Below are 19,790 nucleotides of genomic sequence, written 5' to 3'. Positions count from 1 at the left end.
GGTCTTGGAGAGCCTAAATCCAGATGGACTGACACCCGCTGAATTACTCAGTTTGGATGGATCACATTCATTCCCGAGGCTAATGGAAGCACTCGAAGCTGTGGGCATCCTCTTCGAGCTACCAAACAACTAATTCGCGAGCACAAGACCGAACCCAGTCGGCACGATGACGGCGCCGGCAAACAGCGCCTCGCCCGTTAACCGTCCGTTAACCAACGCAGCCTAGCCTGCGGTAATCGTCCAGCCATCATTAGCTCGAAATGCCTTCCCGGTTTGCTCCAGGAGAAGCGCCGATGTGCGTTGCGTTGTTGACGTATGCCGATCTCAGTGCCCGCCTCAATATCTCGCGCGAGGCCGCGCGTGCCCTGGCGAGACGTCGCCGTTTGCCGCGCTCGCGGTCGGAGGACGGCAAGGCGCTCGTGAGCGTCGATCTCTCCGAACTCCGCTACACGCCCCGCCCGCGGCGGGCCCGCCGGGCGGACCACGTCGATGCCTCCCTGGCAAGGGTCGAGACATTGGAGCCATTTCCGTTCCGACAAGATCGGAACGGGGCTCCAGATTCCTGTTCTGACGCGTTTTCCTTGCGCGAACCGGTACCCACCTCGCTCGAAAACGCTATGGAGACCGAAGCATTCAAGGCGGAGATCGCGCGGCTCGAAGACGTCGCAGCCGCCTACAGGGCCGTGTTCGAGCGCGAGCGCGAGCGCGCCGATCGCCTTGCCGTCGAGCTGCTGCAGGCGGCCGCCGAGACGGCGGCAGCCAATGCGTGGGCGGCACGACTGGAAGACGAAGTGGCGGACTTACGGACCGGTCGCCAGGCTGGCGGCACGACCGCGGGAGCCGCGCGTCGATTGGGACATCTGGCCGCGGCCATCGTGGGCGCAGACCGCGCGGCTCGCAGATAGCACTCGAACCCTTCTCCATCCCGGCCTGCCGGAGCAATCGCGAGGACAGAATGACTGGCATGACCGATATTCACGAGATGAAGGCGCGCATTGTCGTGTTCGGAGTGGGCGGCGCCGGCGGCAATGCCGTCAACAACATGATCACATCCGGGCTGCAGGGGGTCGACTTCGTCGTCGCCAATACCGACGCGCAGGCGCTTGCGATGTCGAAGGCGCCGCGCCTGATCCAGCTGGGCACCCAGGTCACCGCAGGCCTCGGCGCCGGCTCGCAGCCCGAATTGGGACGCGCCGCAGCCGAGGAGGTCATCGATACGATCCGCGATCAGTTGACCGGCGCGCACATGGTGTTCGTGACGGCCGGCATGGGCGGCGGCACCGGCACCGGGGCCGCCCCCATCATCGCCAGGACCGCGCGCGAGCTCGGCATCCTCACGATCGGCGTTGTCACCAAGCCATTCTACTTCGAGGGCCAGCGCCGCATGCGCTTTGCCGAAGCCGGCATCGAGGAGCTGCTGAAGACGGTCGACACCCTGCTGATCATCCCGAACCAGAACCTGTTCCGGGTGGCCAGCGCAAAGACCACGTTCGCCGATGCCTTCGCCCTTGCCGACCAGGTGCTTTATTCGGGCGTGGCCTGCATCAGCGACCTCATCGTCAAGGAAGGCCTGATCAATCTCGATTTTGCCGACGTCCTCTCCGTGATGCGGGAGAAGGGCAAGGCCATGATGGGACGGGGCGAGGCTTCCGGCGAGAAGCGCGTGCTCGCTGCCGCCGTGGCGGCCATTTCCAATCCGTTGATCGAGAACCCCTCGATCAAGCGCGCCAGCGGCCTCATCATCTCCATCACCGGCGGCAAGGATCTCATGCTGTACGAAGTCGACGAAGCCGCAACGCGGATTCGCGACGAGGCCGACCCGGACGCCAACATCATCGTCGGCGCCTCGTTCGATGAAAGCCTCGAAGGCATCGTCCGCGTCTCGGTGGTGGCGACCGGGATCGACAATGTCGACCCGGCGCAGCTGGCGGCGCCGGTGGAAACCGCACTCACGCAGCTCGCCGGCAGGCTGCGCGACGACAGCCGCCGCATCGCCGATCGCATCGAGCAGCGCAGTGCGCCGCTTCCGCACGTGGAAAGCCCGCCGCTCCGCCCGGCGGCCGGCCGACCCGCAGTGCAACCGGCAAGGCCCGATCCGGAATATGCGCGCCGCGCGGCTCAACAGCCGCTCGATCCCTACGGCCGCACCTCTCCGCGCAATATAGCCGACGAAGACCTTCTCGACATCCCGGCCTTCCTGCGCCGCTCGGCTAATTGAGCGGGCGCGGGGGGTTATCTGTCTACCGCGGGGCAATCGCTCGAGCGCGATGCCCCCACATCGTCATGGCCGGGCTTGTCCCGGCCATCCACGACCTTTCCCACGGCACGAAGAACGTGGATGCCCGGGCCTTCGCCTCGCCGAAGCGGCTTCGGCCGCGCAGGCGGGACAAGCCCGGGCATGACGAGTTTGTGGCCCCGGCTGTGCCGAACCACTGTGATACGAGGCTCTGATATCTCGCCGCGAAACGCGACCTCATCCTGAGGAGCCCGCCGAAGGCGGGCGTCTCGAAGGATGGCCGCAGGCTAGCTTCCGATCTGCGCAGCGCGCCGATCGTTCACGCTGCCGTGCTGCGCGGGGTCTCCGCCGTTTCCCTTTTTTCCGGCTCCTTGTCGCGAGACAGCCATGCCGGGAAGCGAAGCAGGCGATCGTTGCCGTCTTTTGGCGGCTCGATGGGCGGTGCTTCATTGGCCGAACGCGGGAGGTCCAGCACGGCCTGCCCTGCCCGCACCGCATCCGCGCGCTGATCCAGTTCGCGCATCAGGGGATCGAGCACGCTGTCGATTTCGGTCGCCACCGACACGATGAAACTATTGAGCTCGCGAGCCTCGGGCACAACGGCCGAGGCCGACTCGATCGCCCTGGAGAGACCATCGACGACGGGTGCAAACGCGCCGGCGGCTTGTTTGATTCGCGTTCTTATCGCTTCGATCTCGGCCAAGACGCGATCACGCTCCCGCCTGGTCTTCTCTTCCGAAAGGCGGGCTTCGATTTCGGCGATCTGAGCCGTGAGAGTCGTGGCTTCGGATGCGAGTGCATCGCGGCGCAGGCGCGCACGATCGAGATCGCGACTGAGATTGTCCACTAGATCGTCCTTCCCGAACATGGCTTTGCTCCGTAGGACAGCCGTAACGCGAACCGCCGGCCCGATCAGCGCATGAAAGGCTGGATCGGCTAAAACAGGCATCAATTTCGGTCGCGTCATATGGGCCGACATGGTGACCCCCACCGTCCTCATTAGGCGACGACATGGTTAACAGGTGGTTAATGTCAACAGATGATGGAGCAATGAGGCACCATGCCGCCGCCGCCGACTTCGTCTCCTCGCTGCCATCCATTTTCGCTATACTCGCCCCGGTAGCATCACCGGGAGGGGCATACCGTGGAGCACGACGACCAGCACAAACCCAAAACCGAGCCGAAAAACCTCGTCATCTGCTGTGACGGCACCGGCAACGAGATCTCGGAGAACATCTCCAACGTCCTGAAGCTCTATCGCTGCCTGCGCAAGACCGACAAGACGCAGCCGCGGCAGATGGTGTTTTACGATCCCGGCGTCGGCACGGTGACGGAGCCTTCGACGTGGCACCGGCTCAAGGCCAACGTCAATCTGGTGCTGGGGCTCGCCACCGGCTACGGGCTCGATGACAACGTGCTGTCAGCCTATTGCTTCCTGGTCGAGCATTATGCGCCGGGCGACCGCATCTACCTGTTCGGCTTCTCGCGCGGCGCCTACACCGTGCGGGTGCTGGCGGGGCTGATCCACAAGATCGGCCTGATCTCGCCGGAGCAGGCGAACCTCGCAGGCTCGGGCCTCGTCGCCTACAAGCAATATTCCGGCACCGGGCGCGGCAACGACATCGAGGACCTCAAGGATGTCGCCTTCGACGAGAGCGGGCCGCTGCCGAAGGACGAATTCGACCTCGCGGCGCAGTTCGCGCGAATCACCTCGACGCGCTGGCCGACCATCCACTTCATCGGCGTCTGGGACACGGTGGCGAGCGTGATCGTGCCGCGGCGCGACAATTTCTTCTTCGTGTTCAGCCTGGAGGAGCTCGCCTTCACGCTGCGCAATCCGAGCGTCAAAATCTTCCGGCAGGCGATCGCGATCGACGAGCGGCGCTGCATGTTCCGCCTCAAGGCGTACAAGGAGCCGCAGGAATATTGGCGCAACCGCTACGTGCCCGACGAGAAGAAGGAGCCGCAGGACATCCTGCAGGTGTGGTTCGCCGGCGTGCATTGCGACGTCGGCGGCGGCTATCCGGAGGCCGAGAGCGGCGAGTCCAAATATCCGCTGATCTGGATGATCGAGGAAGCCGCGAAGGCCGGGCTGAACTTCAACCCGCGCACCGTGAACCAGCTCGCCTGGGGCATCCAACGCAAGAACTCGCCGTTCCAGTATGTCGAGCCTGAATACACCGGCAAGGTGGGCGAGCTGCACAATTCGATGACGACGCTCTGGCGCGTGCTGGAATATCTGCCGAAGAGCGCGAAGTACAAGGAATGGCCGGAGCGGAAGGTTTTTCTGGGCTTCTACATCCCCGATTGCGAGCCGCGCGTGATCCCCGAAGGCGCGCATGTGCACGAGAGCGTGCTGAAGCGGATGGCGGTGGAGCCGGGCTACCGGCCGGTGAACTTGCCGAAGGATTATGTGACCGTGCCGATGCCGGTGAGGCCGCATGCGGAGGCTAGTGCTGAGGCTGATGAGATCGTGACGGCGTAATGGCGCTGCAAGCTCGTCATTGGAGGCGGGAGCGCGCCACACGTTCAGCTGTCGTCCCTGCGAAAGCAGGGACCCATAACCACAGGAAGCGGTTTGGCGCGGACCAGTGGCTCGGTACGCCCACCGCCGCCAACCGACAGATCACGCGGTATGGGTCCCTGCTTTCGCAGGGACGACAGTGGAGATGGAGACCGCCCCACCCCGCTACCGGCGCTTTCTGCGTTCGCTGCTACTTTCCATTAAAATTCTCGGGCCGCCCTTAGTCGGATCGCATCAACTCTTTTCCATCATGCCGCTCAAGACCACCCGCGCCGTCCGCGGAATTGGAGGAGAGTGCCAATGCATCCGCGCCGACATGCCCGCGTGAAGCCTTCCGGGCTGGTGTCCCGCCAGGCCAAGATCATCACCGACCCGCGCGCGCCGGTGATCCCCTGCACGCTGATCGACTACTCGCCCGGCGGCGCCTGCGTCGATCTCGGCGGGCAGGTGAATATCCCCGACAGGTTCGAGCTGCTCCACGTCAACACCAAGAAGCGCTGCCGCATCGCCTGGAAGCGCGGCTCGCGGATCGGCGTGGTGTTTTAGCGAGAATAGCGAGCCGCTTGCTTACCCTCCCCTAGAGGGGGAGTGTAAGCAAGAAAGCTACGCCCGCATCCTGGCTTTCGTGCCGGCGACGATCTGCATGGCGACGCCGGCGATCCAGCCGAACAAAGCGAGCCAGGTCCACGCCAGGTGCGGCTCGAGGCGGAGCACGATGACGCCGACGGAGGCGAGCGCGGTGAGCGTGGCGCAGAGCGTGCCGGCGGCGCTGAGGAATTCCGCGGCGTCGATGGCGCTGTGCGCGTCGTCGAAGGGCAGCTGCGGCGTGTCGATGCCGAGATAGAAGCCGACGAAGCCGAGCAGCATCATCAGCAGCAGGAAGCCTTGCGTGGTGAGCGGGGCGATCGAAGATCCCACATAGGCGCCGACGAACAACCCGCACGCCGCGCCTGCCATCGCGAGACCCACGCGCTCGAACACGTGGGCAGTCTTGCGAACACGAAACCGCATGGCGGGCCTCCCTGAGGAGTTGGGTGCGCGGGAGGGTAGGCCAGTTTTACGGTGCGTGGAAGGTGAGGAGAGTTACGGATGCGTGAGGGCGCGGGATAGTGAGGGCACGATGGCCCGCGCTGCCCCCACCGCTGTCGTCGCGGACAAGCGAAGCGCAGATCCGGGATCCATCACCACAGGGAGAGATTTGGCGAAGACTTTAAGTTGTGCGGCGGCAACTCATACCGCGCATTATGGTGAGATCACGCGGTATGGGTCCCTGCGCCCCGTGCGCAATTGCGCACTAGGCAGGGACGACAGTTGTGATTGCAGCGCCCCCGTCGCGCCCTACCTCGCCCCGAACGTGGTCTTGCCGAACAGCGCCTTTTGCGTCGACGGCTGCGAGCGCCAGTATTGCGGCGGGGCTTCGACTTCGCCGCCGAGTTCGGCCGCGGCGTGCCAGCCCCAGCGGGGATCGTAGAGCAAGCTGCGGCCGAGCGCGACCATGTCGGCCTTGCCGGATGCCACGATCTCTTCCGCGTGCTTCGCTTCGGTGATCAGGCCGACGGCGATGGTGGGCAATCCGGTCTCGCGCTTGATGGCCTCGGCAAACTGCACCTGATAGCCGGGGCCGAGCGGGATCTTCTGCAGCGGCGAGACGCCGCCGGAGGAGGCATCGATCCAGTCGACGCCGCGCGCCTTCAGCGCGTTTGCGAATACGATGGTCTGCGCCAGATCCCAGCCGCCCTCGACCCAGTCGGTCGACGACACCCGCATGCCGACCGGCTTGTCGTGCGGAAACACCGCGCGCACCGCGTCGTAGATCTCGAGCGGAAAGCGCATGCGGTTTTCGAGCGAACCGCCATATTCGTCGGTGCGCCTGTTCGAGATCGGCGACAGGAACTGATGCATGAGATAGCCGTGCGCGCCGTGCAGCTCGATCGCGTCGATGCCGAGCCGGGCAGCGCGCTTGGCGCTGTCGACGAAGGCCTCGCGGATGCGCTTCAGGCCCGCGGCATCGAGCGCCAGCGGCGCGGCCTCGCCCTCCTTGTGCGGCAACGCCGACGGCGCCACCGTCTGCCAGCCGCCCGCGCTCTGCGGAATGAGCTGGCCGCCGTCCCAGGGCCGCGCGCTGGAGGCCTTGCGGCCGGCATGGGCGAGCTGCATCGCGATGGCCGTCGAGGAATGCTTGCGCACGGAGGAAAGGATCTGCTTCAGCGCGGCCTCGCAGGCGTCGCTGTAGAGCCCGAGACAGCCCGGCGTGATGCGGCCGATCGCCTCCACATGGGTCGCCTCGATGCAGAACATCGACGCGCCCGACAGCGCGAGATTGTTGATGTGGGTGAAGTGCCAGTCGGTGGCGACGCCGTCGTCGGCCGAATACTGGCACATCGGCGACACCACGACGCGGTTCTTCAGCGTCAGGCCGCGCAGCTTGATCGGGGAAAACAGGGCGCTCATGCGGGGAGTTCCGGGGGATGGAGGAATGGAAGCGATTGCATGAAGTTTAGTAGCCCTACGGCGAATTGCCAGCTGCGCGGCGGACATGCCCGCCCGCGGCGCCATGCATTGCGCGCGTCATATGATCACGGGATCGTGCCGCGATCTCCGCAGTCGTCCCTGCGAAAGCAGGGACCCATAACCCCAGGGAGGAGTTTGGCGAAGATTGGTCGTTCAGGATTAGCACCACCCGCAATCGGTAGATCACGCGGTATGGGTCCCTGCGTTCGCAGGGACGACAGCCGGGCCTACTCCAGCTCCTCGAACCTGCCCGGCACGGGCTTGCCCATGCGGATGCGGCCGTCGGGCAACAGCTCGCCGTCGGCTTCGGCCGAGAACTGGATCGTGTTGCCGCCGCCGTCGCGCTTGCTGGCCTTGCCGAGCGGGCCGAGCTTGTCGGCAAGCGCGGTGTCGTCGAGCACGAACACGCGGTACTCGGTGAGGTGAAAACGGCGCGGCGCCTGCCATGTCAGCGCGGGCACGGATGTGCGCATGTCGCCGTCGGTCTTGATGTCGACGCTGCGGCCGGTCACGTCGCGGAACAGATCCGGCCCGGCGACCAGCCGCGCGCGGCCGCCGTCGATGGCGTAGAGATTCAGCGTGACGATATGGCGCTCGCTGCGGAACGAGACCGCGACGGTGCGCGAGTCCTGCGACCAGGCGGCGTGGAAGGCATCCGGCGCCGAGTCCAGAATGTTGTCGTCGTCGACATTGTCGAGCGTCATCAGCCGACGATGGCCGGGCTCAGCCATCAGGTAGATACGAAAGCCTTCGCTCCCGGACTCGCCGCCGCCATGGGCTGCGACGGACAGCTTCCCATTCGGCGCACGGCCGCCCTGGATGATGGCGTATTCGTTCTTTCCATACCGATGCTCGGCCGTGGCGAAGGCCGGTGAGGATGCAGCGAGCGTGAGGACGAGGGCGAGGATGGCGCGGAAGTGGGGCATGACGGTTTGTCGGAGAAGGGCGGGCGGACGTTCACTCCACCAGCGTGAACTGCAGCAGCAGCGTGCGCTGGAGCATCGAGAAATTGTCATCCGACACCAGCGTCAGAACGGTCTCGCCCTCGGGCGTGACGTGGGCGTCGATGCCTTCCATGTTGTCGACCTCGTGGCCGAGATCGGCGGCGAACAGCGCAGGGCCGTCGACCAGCGCGTTGGGCGCGATGGATCTCAGGGGGATCGACCGGATGCGGATATTGATGCCGGTGAACCAGGAGAATTTGCGTTCGAGGATGAGAAGCTCGCCGGACGGCAGCAGCACGGCATCGCTGATGTCGAATTTTTCGGTGCGGCGGACGCTGAACTGGCCGGGCGACGGACCGCCGACCAGGAACGCGACCAGATTGCCGTCGGCATCCAGCCCGCGCTCGGAGAAGGCGATCAGGGTGCCTGCCAGCGGCTGGCCTTTCGGCACGACGACCATCGCTTCGAGCCCCTTGTTGGAGGGCAGCTTGCGCACGGCGGGCGGCGTCGGCAACACCTCGCCGCGGGCGCGCGTGCCGCCTTTCGCGAAATCGAAGCGCAGGACCTGGTTGACGCGTTCGAGCCCGACGTAAACGACATTGCCGTCGCGCGCGAGCGACTCGGTGTCGTACCAGAACCGCTTCTCCGTGATCGGCCGGCCCTCGGAATTGAGCATCGGGGACGCCTCGACATCGTCGAGCCCTATCATCTTGCCGCCGGAATAGCGGATGCTGCCGGTGAACCAGCCGCCCTGGTCGGAGATCGCGAGGAAGCGCTCGCCCTTCGCATCGAGCCGGATGCCGGACAGGCCGCCGAAGCCGCGATAGGGCGAGGTCAGCACCAGGCCGCTGCGATATTGCAGCTGACCGAAGCGCACGCGCGAGCGGTCGCGCGGCTCGAAATTGGGAATCGGCCGCGCGTTCACCTCGACGCTGACCGGCTCGGTGACGGCGTGCTCGATCTGCGCGGTGCGCGGCGGCGGCTCGGTCGTCGGCTGCGCCTGCGCCAGTCGGGAGAGTGCGAGAGTGGAAAATCCCGCCGCCGCGTGGCCAAGAAAGCTGCGGCGGGACGATTGCGCGCTCACGAATGCAATTTGCGTCGCGGGCGACCGGCCTGATGCGTGGGCGCGGTGTTGGTCTCGCTGAACAGCTCGGCGAGCTTCTCGGTGATGGCACCGCCGAGCTCTTCGGCATCCACGATCGTCACCGCGCGGCGATAGTAGCGCGTCACGTCATGGCCGATGCCGATCGCGATCAGCTCGACCGGCGAGCGGGTCTCGATCTCCTCGATGATGTGGCGCAGGTGCCGCTCGAGATAGTTGCCGGGATTGACCGACAGCGTGGAATCGTCGACCGGCGCACCGTCGGAGATCATCATCAGGATCTTGCGCTGCTCGGGCCGGCCGAGCAGGCGCTTGTGCGCCCAGTCGAGCGCCTCGCCGTCGATGTTCTCCTTCAGCAGACCCTCGCGCATCATCAGGCCGAGATTCTTCCGCGCGCGGCGCCAGGGGGCGTCGGCGGACTTGTAGATGATGTGGCGGAGATCGTTGAGGCGGCCGGGATTGGCCGGCTTGCCGGCGGCAAGCCACGCCTCGCGCGATTGCCCGCCCTTCCAGGCGCGCGTGGTGAAGCCGAGGATCTCGACCTTGACGCCGCAACGCTCCAGCGTGCGCGCCAGGATGTCGGCGCAGGTCGCGGCGACCGTGATCGGGCGTCCGCGCATCGAGCCGGAATTGTCGAGCAGCAGCGTCACCACGGTGTCGCGGAACGTCGCCTCCTTCTCGTGCATGAAGGACAGCGGGTGATATGGATCGGTCACCACGCGCGACAGCCGCGCCGGATCCAGAATGCCCTCTTCGAGGTCGAAGTCCCAGGCGCGGTTCTGCTGCGCCATCAAGCGCCTCTGCAGGCGGTTGGCGAGACGGGCGACGATGCCTTGCAGATGCGCGAGCTGCTTGTCGAGATAGGCGCGAAGGCGCTCCAGCTCGTCATGGTCGCAGAGGTCTTCGGCCGCGATGACCTCGTCGAATTTCGGCGCGAAGGCATGATATTCCGGCCCGCGCGGCTCGTTCTTGCCGTGCGCGTTCGGACGCGTCGCCTCGCCCGGCGTCTCGTCGTCGCCGAGCTCGCCGTCGTCGAAGGTGTCGGAGGTCGAGGCCTGCGCGCTTTCCATCGCGCTCTCGCTCATCTCCTCGCTGGAGGCCTGCGCCTGGTCGGCGCTCATCTCCTGCGCGGCATCGGAATCGGGCGAGCCTTCGGCGCCGGACTGGTCGTTGTCGCCGTCGCGGTTCTCCTCGTCGTCGTCGTTGTCTTCGCTGTCGGCGCTGCGCTCGTCGCCGAGCTCGAGCGCGGTCAACAGGTCATGCACGGCGTCGCCGAACCTGGTCTGGTCCTCGACCAGGCCATCGAGCCGGTCGAGCCGCTTGCCGATCTTGTCCTCGAGAATGGGCCGCCAGAGATCGACCATCTTCTTCGCCGCCGTGGGCGGCGCCATGCCGGTCAGGCGCTCGCGCACCAGCATCGCCAGCGCATCCGCCAGCGGCGCATCGGCACGGTCGGTGATTTCGTCGAACTTGCCGCGATGGAAGTGGTCGTCCAGCATCGCGCTGAGGTTTTTCGCAACGCCCGCCATGCGGCGCGCGCCGATCGCCTCGACGCGGGCCTGCTCGACCGCCTCGAACACGCCGCGCGCCTGCGGATTGCCGGGCATCAGCTTGCGATGCAACTTTGCGTCGTGACAGGCGATCTTGAGCGCGATGGAGTCGGCGTGGCCGCGCACGATCGCAGCGTCACGCTTGGTCATCTTGCGTGCGGGCTCGGGCAGCCGCGCTTTGCCCGGCGCCAGACCAGGGCGCTCGGCAGCAAAACTGACCTCGAGCTCCGGCGACTTCGCGATCGCCTTCAGGCAGGAGGCCACCGAGCGCTTGAACGGCTCGGTCGGGGCTTCCTTGGTGTTACGGAATTTGGAGTTGGATGATGATGTGCTCATAGCGACTTCATAAACGAGTGGCGCGTCACGCCGCCGGGATAGCCCTTGAGGGTGCCGAACTCCTCGTACCCGCAGGAACGATAGAAGCCCGGCGCCTGGAAACTCATCGTGTCGACATGGGCCTGGATCGCGCCCTGCCGTCTTGCCTCGTCCTCGATCGCCGCGATCAGCTTCGTGCCAAGACCCTTGCCGCGCTGCTTCTGGTCGATCCAGAAGTACTGGATGAACAGAACCGTGGCCCAGAGGTGTCCGACGATGCCGCCGACGATCTTGCCGCGGTCTTTCAGCGAGACTGCGATGCTCCTGACCTTCTGCTTCCCGAACTGCTCGTCGTTATAGGCGCCGAGCCCGGCGAGCACAGCCTTCTTGGTGGTCCCAATGGTACGCTCGACGGTGATGTTTGGCATGGTCTAGCTGAGCGCCACGTTGACCGCCGATTCCGGCAGCTCCGCGTTGAAGCAGCGCTGGTAGAACTCGGCGACCAGGGGACGCTCGAGCTCGTCGCACTTGTTGAGGAAGGTGACCCGGAACGCGAAGCCGATATCGCCGAAGATATCAGCGTTCTCGGCCCAGGTGATCACCGTGCGCGGGCTCATCACCGTCGACAGATCGCCATTGGCGAAGGCGTTACGGGTGAGATCGGCAAGGCGGACCATCTTGTTGACGATGTCGCGGCCTTCCTGCGTGCGATAGTGCTTGGCCTTGGCCAGCACGATCTCCACTTCCTCGTCATGGGCGAGATAGTTCAGCGTGGTGACGATCGACCAGCGGTCCATCTGGCCCTGGTTGATCTGCTGGGTGCCGTGATAGAGGCCCGAGGTGTCGCCGAGGCCGACCGTGTTGGCGGTCGAAAACATGCGGAAGGCCGGATGCGGCTTGATCACCTTGTTCTGGTCGAGCAGCGTCAGGCGTCCGGAGACTTCCAGCACGCGCTGGATCACGAACATCACGTCGGGACGGCCGGCGTCGTATTCGTCGAACACCAGCGCGATGTTGTGCTGGAGCGCCCAGGGCAAAATGCCGTCGCGGAATTCGGTGACCTGCTTGCCGTCGCGGACCACGATGGAGTCCTTGCCGACGAGGTCGATACGGCTGATGTGGCTGTCGAGGTTGACGCGCACGCAGGGCCAGTTCAGGCGCGCGGCGACCTGCTCGATATGGGTGGATTTACCGGTGCCGTGATAGCCGGTCACCATCACGCGGCGATTGCGGGCAAAGCCGGCGAGAATGGCGAGCGTGGTGGCGCGATCGAAGCGGTAGTCGGAATCGACTTCGGGCACATGAGGATCGACTTCGGAATAGGCCGGGACTTCGAGATCGCTGTCGATCCCGAACACCTGGCGCACCGACACCTTCATGTCGGGCAGACCGGAAATTTCCTCAACTTTGGACAGAGCGGCGGTCGTCATCAATCCTCCGAGGCCCCGGGCGATCCCGAGACCAGTTATTTGCACGTTGGCTGCGGCTGGGTGCGGTTGCGAACTTATCAGAGACAACGTGCCGGCAGAAGCCCGCGCCCCAATCAAAGTTCCATTGTCTTTTCATCTAGATAGGCAAGGAACGCGATTTTTGGAGGGCTGCCTTGCGAATCACGCTCGAATTTCGGGCGGGAGGCGTGGCCTGCCCACGCGAATGGCACTTTTACCGCGTGCACCTACTTATGTAGGGTCCGAACCCCGGTGCTCCAGCCCCCCACGAAAGACGACGTGACGTCCTTTCTCGATCCGCTCATATCCTTCGTTTCGGCCCATGCGTGGCTGGCCTATCTGACCCTGTTCCTGGCGGCGCTGCTCGAAGCCGTTCCGGTGGTGGGATCGGTGATCCCCGGCTCGACCATCATTCTGGCGCTGAGCGCGCTGGTTCCAGGCGGGGAATTGAAGCTGCAATGGGTGCTGCTGGCGGCGGCAATCGGCGCCGTGCTGGGCGACGGCTCGGCCTACTGGATCGGGCACCGGCAGCAGCGCGAGATCCTCAACACCTGGCCGCTGACCAACTATCCGCGGGTGGTCGCCGAGAGCGAAAGCTTCTTTCACCGCTTCGGCACCTGGGCCGTGTTCTTTGCCCGTTTCGTGCCGCCGATCCGCGCCTTCGTGCCCGTCACCGCCGGCGCGCTGGGGATGCCCCCCGCGAAGTTTTATGCCGTGAATATCCCGGCGATCCTGGTCTGGGCTCCCGCGCATGTGCTGCCGGGCGTGCTGGCGGTATCGGCCTTTCACCAATATTTCGGCGTGCCGCACCATGGGCATCCGTTCAAGCACATCTGGATCTTGATGGTGGTGGCCGTGGCGATCATCGGCGGCCTTGGCATCTGGTACTACCGCCGCCGGCAGAACGGCCTCGTCGCGACGTCCAAGCCGCGGGCTTAGTGCGCCGGCGTCGTCCCTGCCTAGTGCGCAATTGCGCACGGGGCGCAGGGACGACAGCGGAGGACGACGCGCTCGCAGAGAGATTTTAACTAGCCCTTCTTCCCGGCGCCGGTCCGACATAGCGCGCCCGCGGGCGGATCAGCTTGCCGAACTGTAATTGCTCGCTGGCGTGCGCGATCCAGCCGACGCTGCGGGCCATCGCGAACAGCGCGAGCTCGCTGCCTAAGGGCAGGCGCAGCGCATGCACGAGGACGGCGAGCGCGTAGTCGATATTGACGAGCTCGCCGGTCGCCTCGACGATCCGCTCCGGCACTTCGCGCGTGAATTTGCGCGGCGCACCGGCACGCGCCAGCGCATTCAGCAGCGACTGCGCGCGGGGATCGCCGCGCTTGTAGACGCCGTGGCCGAAGCCGGCAAAGCGCTCGCCGAGCGCAACGCGCTCACGGACCATCGGGGCGACATCGCGATCGACCAGCGCCTTGACGAGCTGCGAGGCCAGCACGCCGGCGCCGCCATGCTTCGGCCCTTTCAACGCGGCGAGGCCGGCGATGACGGAGTCATAGAGGTTGAGGCCGGTCGATGCCGCGCAGCGCGCGGTGAAGGTCGAGGCGTTCAATTCGTGATCGGCGAGCAGCACCAGCGCGCGGCGGATGAGGTCGGGCGCGTGCTTGTTATCGGGCGCCCAGGACTTCGCGATCTGCTGGTGCAGCGGCTCGGACGACGGCTCGGCGTTGAGCATGGTCGCGACCAGGAGCCGGACAATGCGCCCGCCGACCATCGCACGGCCGTCGGGCGCGCGGGTGAAGGCACGCGCGTCCGCGCTGGTCGCGAGCGCCAGCACTGCGATGGCACGGTCGATCGGCGCGGCGCGGCGCGCGGCCTCTGCGATCGCGCGCATCTCGTCGGAGATCTGGGGCTGATTGTCCGGCGTGAAGGGATCGACATCGGAGACGTCCCACAGCAGCGTCGCCGTGTGCTCCAGCGTGTCGTTCTCGGCGAGATCGACGCAATTGACGCCGCGGTAGATCGCGCCCTCCTCGGTGATGGTCGAGATCTCCGTGTCCATGACAGGCAGGTCGGCATCGAAGCTGCGCAGGCCGCGCGGCTCCGGCGACGGCACCCGGCGCTCCTTGAGCGCGCGGACGTCCTCCGCCCGATAGCGGTTCTTGCGCGAATCCGGCGTCGGCTCGGAGCGGATCAGGCCACGGCTGACATAGGCGTAGAGCGTGGCCGGCGAGATCGCGAGCTCGGCGGCAGCTTCCCGGGCCGACAGATAGAGTTCCTCGGAATTATTCATATTGATTTATGTAATCAAGATTGATCAATCTGTCGAGAGGCCTGATTTTCTCCTGGTGCAGTGCAAAGGAGATTGGCCATGAACATCCACCTCACCAAAAGCCAGATCGGGCTGGACGGCGTTCCCGCGGCCGAGACCGTGCTGAGCCATGTCGATGGCGAGCGCGGCGAACTGATCATCGCCGGCGAGCATGTCGGCACCCTCGCGAGCCAGTCGAGCTTCGAGGGCGTCACCGCCCGGCTCTGGAACGGCGCGAGCAAGACCACGCTGAGCGAAGCCAATGTGCGGGCGAGCCTGGGCGCGGCGCGCGAGCGTGCGTTCGCGCGTTTGCCGGAGCTGTTGCCGGCGACACGCGGCATGGGCATCGTCGACGGGTTCCGCGCGGCGGTCGCGGGCCTGCGCGCGGAGAACGGGCTGGAACATGAGGCGACGATCGTCGGCGCGTTTCCGGTGATCGCAGGCGCGCTGGTCCGTCGTGCCAAGGGATTGGAGCCGGTCGCGCCCGATCCGAATGCGAGCCATGCCGCCGATACGCTGCGGATGCTGCGCGGCGCCTCACCGGAGCCGCGCGAGGTCACGGCGCTCGACGCCTATCTCGTCACCGCCAGCGATCACGGCATGAATGCGTCAACCTTCACCGCGCGCGTGGTGGCTTCGACGCAAGCTGACCTGTTCGCGGCCGTCACCGCCGGCTATTGCGCCCTCACCGGTCCATTGCATGGCGGCGCGCCCGAGCCGGTGCTGGAAATGCTCGACGCGATCGGCTCGCGCGAGCGCATCCAGCCCTGGGTGGATGCGGCGCTGGCGCGCGGCGAACGGATGATGGGCTTTGGCCACCGCGTCTATCGCGTGCGCGATCCGCGTGCCGATGTGCTCAAGACCGCAGTCGAGGCGCTGGCGTCCAGCGGCACCGATTTGCCCTTTGCCGGCGAGGTCGAGGCCTATATCCGCAGCGCGCTGCGCAAGAAGAATCCTGACCGGCCGCTGGAGACGAACGTGGAGTTCTTCACGGCGATTCTGCTCGATGCCCTCGCCATTCCACGCCAGGCCTTCACGCCGATCTTCGCAGTGGCGCGTGCAGCGGGATGGACCGCCCATGCGCGCGAGCAACAGCGGACGGGGCGGCTGATCCGGCCGAGTTCGTCATATGTGGGTGAAATGCCGAAGGCTTCCGTCGGATAGAGTAGAAAGCGCACGACAGCCGGGCCGTTCACTGCGCTGTCGTGCCTCGCCCGGACGCACGATGACACGGCAGAGCCGTCGCGCGAGATCGTAATTGCGGGAGCGCGCGCACGGTCCGGGCGACGAACTTGGAACATCTTTGGGTCTGGGGACTTAACCGTGAGCCCCCTCGGATCAAGATTCCAATGCTGGACCTGTTTGGACAAGCGGACGAGGCCAGGATCGGCGAGATCGCCGCAGGCTATGCCGCCAACCGGACCGAGGCCGGCACGGATTCTGAAAGACGATTCCGCGACTTGCTGCAGGCTCTGCCGGCCGCGATCTACACAACCGACGCGGAAGGTTGCATCACCTTCTTCAATCGCGCCTGCATCGATTTTGCCGGACGCATGCCGAAGATCGGCGAGATGTGGTGCGTGACCTGGAAGCTGTATCTGCCCGACGGCACGGCGCTTCCCCACGATGAATGCCCGATGGCAATCGCGCTCAAGCAGAACCGGCCGGTGCGCGACGTCGAGGCCGTGGCCGAGCGGCCGGACGGCTCCCGGATCTGCTTCATGCCATATCCGACGCCGCTGCGCGACGAACGCGGCCGGTTGGTTGGTGCGGTCAACATGCTGGTGGACATCACGGCTCGCAAGCAGGCCGAGCAGAGGATGATGCTCCTCACCTCCGAGGTCGATCATCGTTCCAACAATCTGCTCGCAGTGGCTCAGGCGATGCTGCGGCTGACGAAGGCGGATACCGCAGAAGAGTTCCAGACCGTGTTTGCAGGCCGGCTCAGCGCGCTTGCCAACGTGCAGAGGCTGTTCTCGGCTTCGCGCTGGACCGGCGCGAATCTGAAGACCATCGTCGAAGAGGAACTCCGGCCGTACGCAAGCGGGGACGGCGAGCGGATCAGGATCGCGGGAGACGACGTCCGCCTGCCGCCCACGCTGGCCCAGTCGATCGCCGTCGCGCTGCATGAGCTCGCCACCAACGCCGCCAAGTATGGCGCGCTGTCGAGGCCTTCGGGCAGGTTGGAGATCAGCTGGGAGACCAAAGGTGCAGAGGCTCTCGTGCTGCACTGGTCGGAGAGCGGCGGTCCTCGGGTCAACGAGGCGCCGACGCGCAAGGGCTTTGGAATCGGCGCGGTCGACGGCATCATCCGGACCTTGCGCGGAACCATTACCCGGCAGTGGAGGCCGGAAGGACTGGTTTGCGAACTGTCCTTCCCGGAAGGCGTAGCCTAGGCCTCGCGGACCACCGTCTTCAGGTAATTGTAGGCCTTGATGATCTCGATCAGGCGGTCTTCGGTTGACCGGTCGCCGCCGTTGGCGTCGGGGTGGTGCTGCTTGACCAGCGCCTTGTACTTGCTCTTGACGTCGGCGAGCGTGGAATCGGGGCCGAGGCCCATGACCTGGAGCGCCTTGCGCTCGGCGTTCATCACCTTGCGCGTCTCGGCCTTGGGCTCGGCCTGCGGACCCTTCCGCCAGCCCGCGCGGCCGTTGATCTCACTGAACATGCTGAACGGATCGGACGCCATGTCGATCTCGGCTTCCGCGCCCTTCTTGCCGCCATTGGCGCCCATCTTCCAGGTCGGGCGGTGACCGGTCAGCGCATCCTTCTGGTAGCGCGCGACGGCATCGGCATTCATGCCGGAGAAGAAATTGTAGTTCTGGTTGTACTCGCGCACGTGGTTCAAGCAGAAGTGCCAGTACTCGCGCTGGTTCTCGCGGCCCTTCGGCGCACGGTGCGCGCCCTTGTTCTGACACCCGGCCCATTCGCAATTGACCACGGCGTCGCGCGGCTTCACTTCCGGCTGCTTGCCTTTCGGCTTGACCCGGATGGAGTCGAAGAACTTTGATGAATCGATCGGCATGACTGACTTTGACTACGCAATGCAAAAACCTTCAAGTCTTGACATTGCAATTAGCTGGGAACCCGCAGCCGAAGTTTCGCTCCGGCGTCTTCGAGGTACGGCCGCCGCAGGCGGCCTATGCAATTGACGGAGTGCGGCTGCGCGCTTTAATGGCACTCATGGTTATGAAAGACACTATCAGCAACAAGTTGCGGGAAGCTTTCACGCCGGAAAGCCTGCAGGTCGTCGACGAGTCACATTTGCATGAGGGCCACGCCGGCCATCGACCGAGCGGCGAGACACACTTTCGCGTTTATATTGTGTCTCAGGCCTTCAAAGGGAAGAGCCGGGTCGATCGCCACCGCATGATAAGTTCGGCGCTGGCCGCGGAACTTGCCGGCAGCGTGCACGCGCTCGCGATCCACGCGCAGGCACCGGGGGAAGGCGGAACGTAAGACTCCGCTGTCATGCCCCGCGAAGGCGGGGCATCCAGTAAGCACTGCTGGCGAGATTCAATCGATAGGCTGCGGCGTACTGGATCGTCCGCCCCCGTGCGCAACTGCGCACAAGGCGGACGATGACACCGTGCGTCAAAACGACGTTCCCGCCCGCCTTGGCTTGGCCTCTTCCATCTCCGCGTCACGCGGCACCGGTGAAATACGGAGCGCGGTGATGCGGTTGCGTTCGCGGCGGAGGACGCGGAAACGGAAGCCGTGGAACGTGAAACTCTGGCCGCGGTCGGGGATCGAGCGCGCCTCGTGAATGACGAGGCCGGCGACCGTCGTTGCCTCTTCGTCGGGCAGGTGCCAGTCCATGGCGCGGTTGAGATCGCGGATCGGCACCGAGCCGTCGACCACGACCGAGCCGTCCGGCTGGGCGCGCACGCCGGCGACCACGACGTCGTGCTCGTCGGAGATGTCGCCGACGATCTCTTCCAAAATGTCTTCCAGCGTCACGAGACCTTCAACCTCGCCGTACTCGTCGACGACGAGGGCGAAATGGGTTTTTCGCCGGCGGAATGCCTTGAGCTGCTCGGAGACCGGGCGCATTTCCGGCACGAACCAGGGCGGCAGCGCGATGGTGGAGACGTCAATGCGCGAGGTATCGCCGTCCGCGGCGCGGATCGCGCGCAACAGATCCTTGGCGTGAAGCACGCCGATGATGTTTTCCGGCTTCTCGCGCCACAGCGGAATGCGGGTGTACTCGGTCGCCAGCACCTCGCGCACCAGTTCCTCCGGCGGCAGGTCGGCGTTGATCATCATCATCTCGGTGCGGTGGATCATGACGTCGGAGACCTGCAGCTCGCGCAGATCGAGCAGGCCGCCGAGCATGTCGCGGTCCTGCTTCTCGACCTTGCCCTCGTGGTGCAGCAGGTCGACCGCGCCGCGCAGGCGCTCGGTCGGCGACAGGATCGCCTGGTGCTCGCCGGCCAAACCAAACAAGCGCATCAGCAGACGGACGATGACCTCGACGATCCGCAGCAATGGTCCCAGCACATACATCGTCAGTCGCATCGGGCGGGCGACCGCAAGCGCCATGCGGTCGGGCGCGTTGATCGCGATGGTCTTCGGCAGTACCTCCGCGAAGATCACGACCAGCGCCGTCATCACGCCGGTGGCATAGAGCACGCCGACATCGCCGAACCAGGCCGTGAAGATGCTGGTGGCGAGCGCGGACGCGCTGATATTGGCGATGTTGTTGCCGAGCAGCAGCGCGCCGATCAGGCGCTCGCGCATGTCGAGCAGCTGCGAGACGACATCGGCGTCGTGGTTACCCTGCTTGGAGAGCCGCAGCATGCTGGCGCGCGAGGCGCCGGTCAGCGCGGTCTCGCTCGCGGCGAAGAAGCCCGAGACGAGCAGGCAGAGAATGACGATGGTGAATCCGAGCCAGTCCATGCACCAC

Annotated in this window: 19 protein-coding genes; 8 read left to right on the top strand and 11 right to left on the bottom strand. The window is 65.5% G+C overall.

The genetic code is table 11. The features are described from left to right. The first annotated feature begins 293 nt into the window (after positions 1–293). Positions 294–905, top strand: coding sequence for a hypothetical protein (locus CT676_RS35525; protein WP_167768274.1), 612 nt, complete (start codon positions 294–296; stop codon positions 903–905). Between the two features lie 50 nt (positions 906–955). After that, complete coding sequence (ftsZ, locus tag CT676_RS35520; RefSeq protein WP_135216440.1) at positions 956–2,218, top strand: cell division protein FtsZ; 1,263 nt, start codon at positions 956–958, stop codon at positions 2,216–2,218. 337 nt (positions 2,219–2,555) lie between these two features. Here the strand turns inward: ftsZ and CT676_RS35515 are convergent, their stop codons facing one another. Continuing rightward, positions 2,556–3,215, bottom strand: coding sequence for a hypothetical protein (locus CT676_RS35515; protein ID WP_135216439.1), 660 nt, complete (start codon positions 3,213–3,215; stop codon positions 2,556–2,558). A gap of 165 nt (positions 3,216–3,380) precedes the next feature. Between CT676_RS35515 and CT676_RS35510 the strand changes: the two genes are divergently transcribed. Further along, complete coding sequence (locus CT676_RS35510) at positions 3,381–4,721, top strand: DUF2235 domain-containing protein (protein ID WP_135216438.1); 1,341 nt, start codon at positions 3,381–3,383, stop codon at positions 4,719–4,721. Between the two features lie 339 nt (positions 4,722–5,060). Then, the gene (locus CT676_RS35505) at positions 5,061–5,306 is read left to right on the top strand and encodes a PilZ domain-containing protein (protein WP_028149457.1); all 246 of its coding nucleotides are present in this window, start codon (positions 5,061–5,063) and stop codon (positions 5,304–5,306) included. Positions 5,307–5,363: 57 nt separating this feature from the next. Here the strand turns inward: CT676_RS35505 and CT676_RS35500 are convergent, their stop codons facing one another. From CT676_RS35500 to cobS, 7 genes are all read right to left on the bottom strand, one after another. Continuing rightward, positions 5,364–5,771 carry a hypothetical protein gene (locus CT676_RS35500; RefSeq protein WP_063980635.1) on the bottom strand — a complete coding sequence of 136 codons (408 nt, stop codon included), beginning with the start codon at positions 5,769–5,771 and terminating at the stop codon, positions 5,364–5,366. A gap of 327 nt (positions 5,772–6,098) precedes the next feature. Next, positions 6,099–7,211 carry an NADH:flavin oxidoreductase/NADH oxidase gene (locus CT676_RS35495; RefSeq protein ID WP_135216437.1) on the bottom strand — a complete coding sequence of 371 codons (1,113 nt, stop codon included), beginning with the start codon at positions 7,209–7,211 and terminating at the stop codon, positions 6,099–6,101. A 287-nt stretch (positions 7,212–7,498) separates the two neighbouring features. Beyond that, entirely contained in the window at positions 7,499–8,197 is a 699-nt protein-coding gene (locus tag CT676_RS35490) for a hypothetical protein (protein ID WP_135216436.1), read from the bottom strand. A 31-nt stretch (positions 8,198–8,228) separates the two neighbouring features. Beyond that, positions 8,229–9,299 (bottom strand): esterase-like activity of phytase family protein, encoded by a 1,071-nt coding sequence (locus tag CT676_RS35485; RefSeq protein WP_135216435.1) that lies wholly within the window; start codon positions 9,297–9,299, stop codon positions 8,229–8,231. Beyond that, complete coding sequence (gene cobT / locus CT676_RS35480; RefSeq protein ID WP_014490393.1) at positions 9,296–11,203, bottom strand: cobaltochelatase subunit CobT; 1,908 nt, start codon at positions 11,201–11,203, stop codon at positions 9,296–9,298. The genes CT676_RS35485 and cobT overlap by 4 nt, the downstream gene beginning before the upstream one ends. Next, a complete protein-coding gene (locus tag CT676_RS35475) occupies positions 11,200–11,610 on the bottom strand; it encodes a GNAT family N-acetyltransferase (protein ID WP_135216434.1) in 411 nt (136 codons plus the stop codon). Before CT676_RS35475 ends, cobT begins: the two co-directional genes overlap by 4 nt. A gap of 3 nt (positions 11,611–11,613) precedes the next feature. After that, positions 11,614–12,612 (bottom strand): cobaltochelatase subunit CobS, encoded by a 999-nt coding sequence (gene cobS, locus CT676_RS35470; protein ID WP_063980631.1) that lies wholly within the window; start codon positions 12,610–12,612, stop codon positions 11,614–11,616. A gap of 297 nt (positions 12,613–12,909) precedes the next feature. Between cobS and CT676_RS35465 the strand changes: the two genes are divergently transcribed. Next, positions 12,910–13,569, top strand: coding sequence for a DedA family protein (locus CT676_RS35465; protein ID WP_135216433.1), 660 nt, complete (start codon positions 12,910–12,912; stop codon positions 13,567–13,569). A gap of 85 nt (positions 13,570–13,654) precedes the next feature. On the opposite strand, the gene CT676_RS35460 is transcribed toward CT676_RS35465, so the two are convergent. Further along, positions 13,655–14,866, bottom strand: coding sequence for a citrate synthase family protein (locus CT676_RS35460; protein ID WP_135216432.1), 1,212 nt, complete (start codon positions 14,864–14,866; stop codon positions 13,655–13,657). A 78-nt stretch (positions 14,867–14,944) separates the two neighbouring features. Here CT676_RS35460 and CT676_RS35455 point away from each other — a divergent pair, with 78 nt between their 5' ends. Next, positions 14,945–16,048 carry a citrate synthase/methylcitrate synthase gene (locus CT676_RS35455; RefSeq protein ID WP_135216431.1) on the top strand — a complete coding sequence of 368 codons (1,104 nt, stop codon included), beginning with the start codon at positions 14,945–14,947 and terminating at the stop codon, positions 16,046–16,048. Between the two features lie 185 nt (positions 16,049–16,233). Beyond that, entirely contained in the window at positions 16,234–17,280 is a 1,047-nt protein-coding gene (locus CT676_RS35450; RefSeq protein ID WP_135216430.1) for a sensor histidine kinase, read from the top strand. Here CT676_RS35450 and CT676_RS35445 read toward each other — a convergent pair. Continuing rightward, positions 17,277–17,909 (bottom strand): DnaJ domain-containing protein, encoded by a 633-nt coding sequence (locus tag CT676_RS35445; protein WP_014490400.1) that lies wholly within the window; start codon positions 17,907–17,909, stop codon positions 17,277–17,279. The two genes, CT676_RS35450 and CT676_RS35445, sit on opposite strands and share 4 nt — an antisense overlap. Positions 17,910–18,058: 149 nt before the next feature. On the opposite strand from CT676_RS35445, the gene CT676_RS35440 reads away from it, so the two are divergent. Beyond that, a complete protein-coding gene (locus tag CT676_RS35440) occupies positions 18,059–18,343 on the top strand; it encodes a BolA family protein (protein WP_193560926.1) in 285 nt (94 codons plus the stop codon). Positions 18,344–18,478: 135 nt separating this feature from the next. Here the strand turns inward: CT676_RS35440 and CT676_RS35435 are convergent, their stop codons facing one another. Next, positions 18,479–19,783 (bottom strand): HlyC/CorC family transporter, encoded by a 1,305-nt coding sequence (locus CT676_RS35435; RefSeq protein WP_071908474.1) that lies wholly within the window; start codon positions 19,781–19,783, stop codon positions 18,479–18,481. Positions 19,784–19,790 lie beyond the last annotated feature (7 nt).

Source organism: Bradyrhizobium sp. MOS001 (genome assembly GCF_004634465.1).
GTDB lineage: Bacteria > Pseudomonadota > Alphaproteobacteria > Rhizobiales > Xanthobacteraceae > Bradyrhizobium > Bradyrhizobium barranii.
The sequence above is the reverse complement of the archived record's forward strand: the minus strand, read 5'-3'. Positions and strand labels throughout refer to the sequence as shown.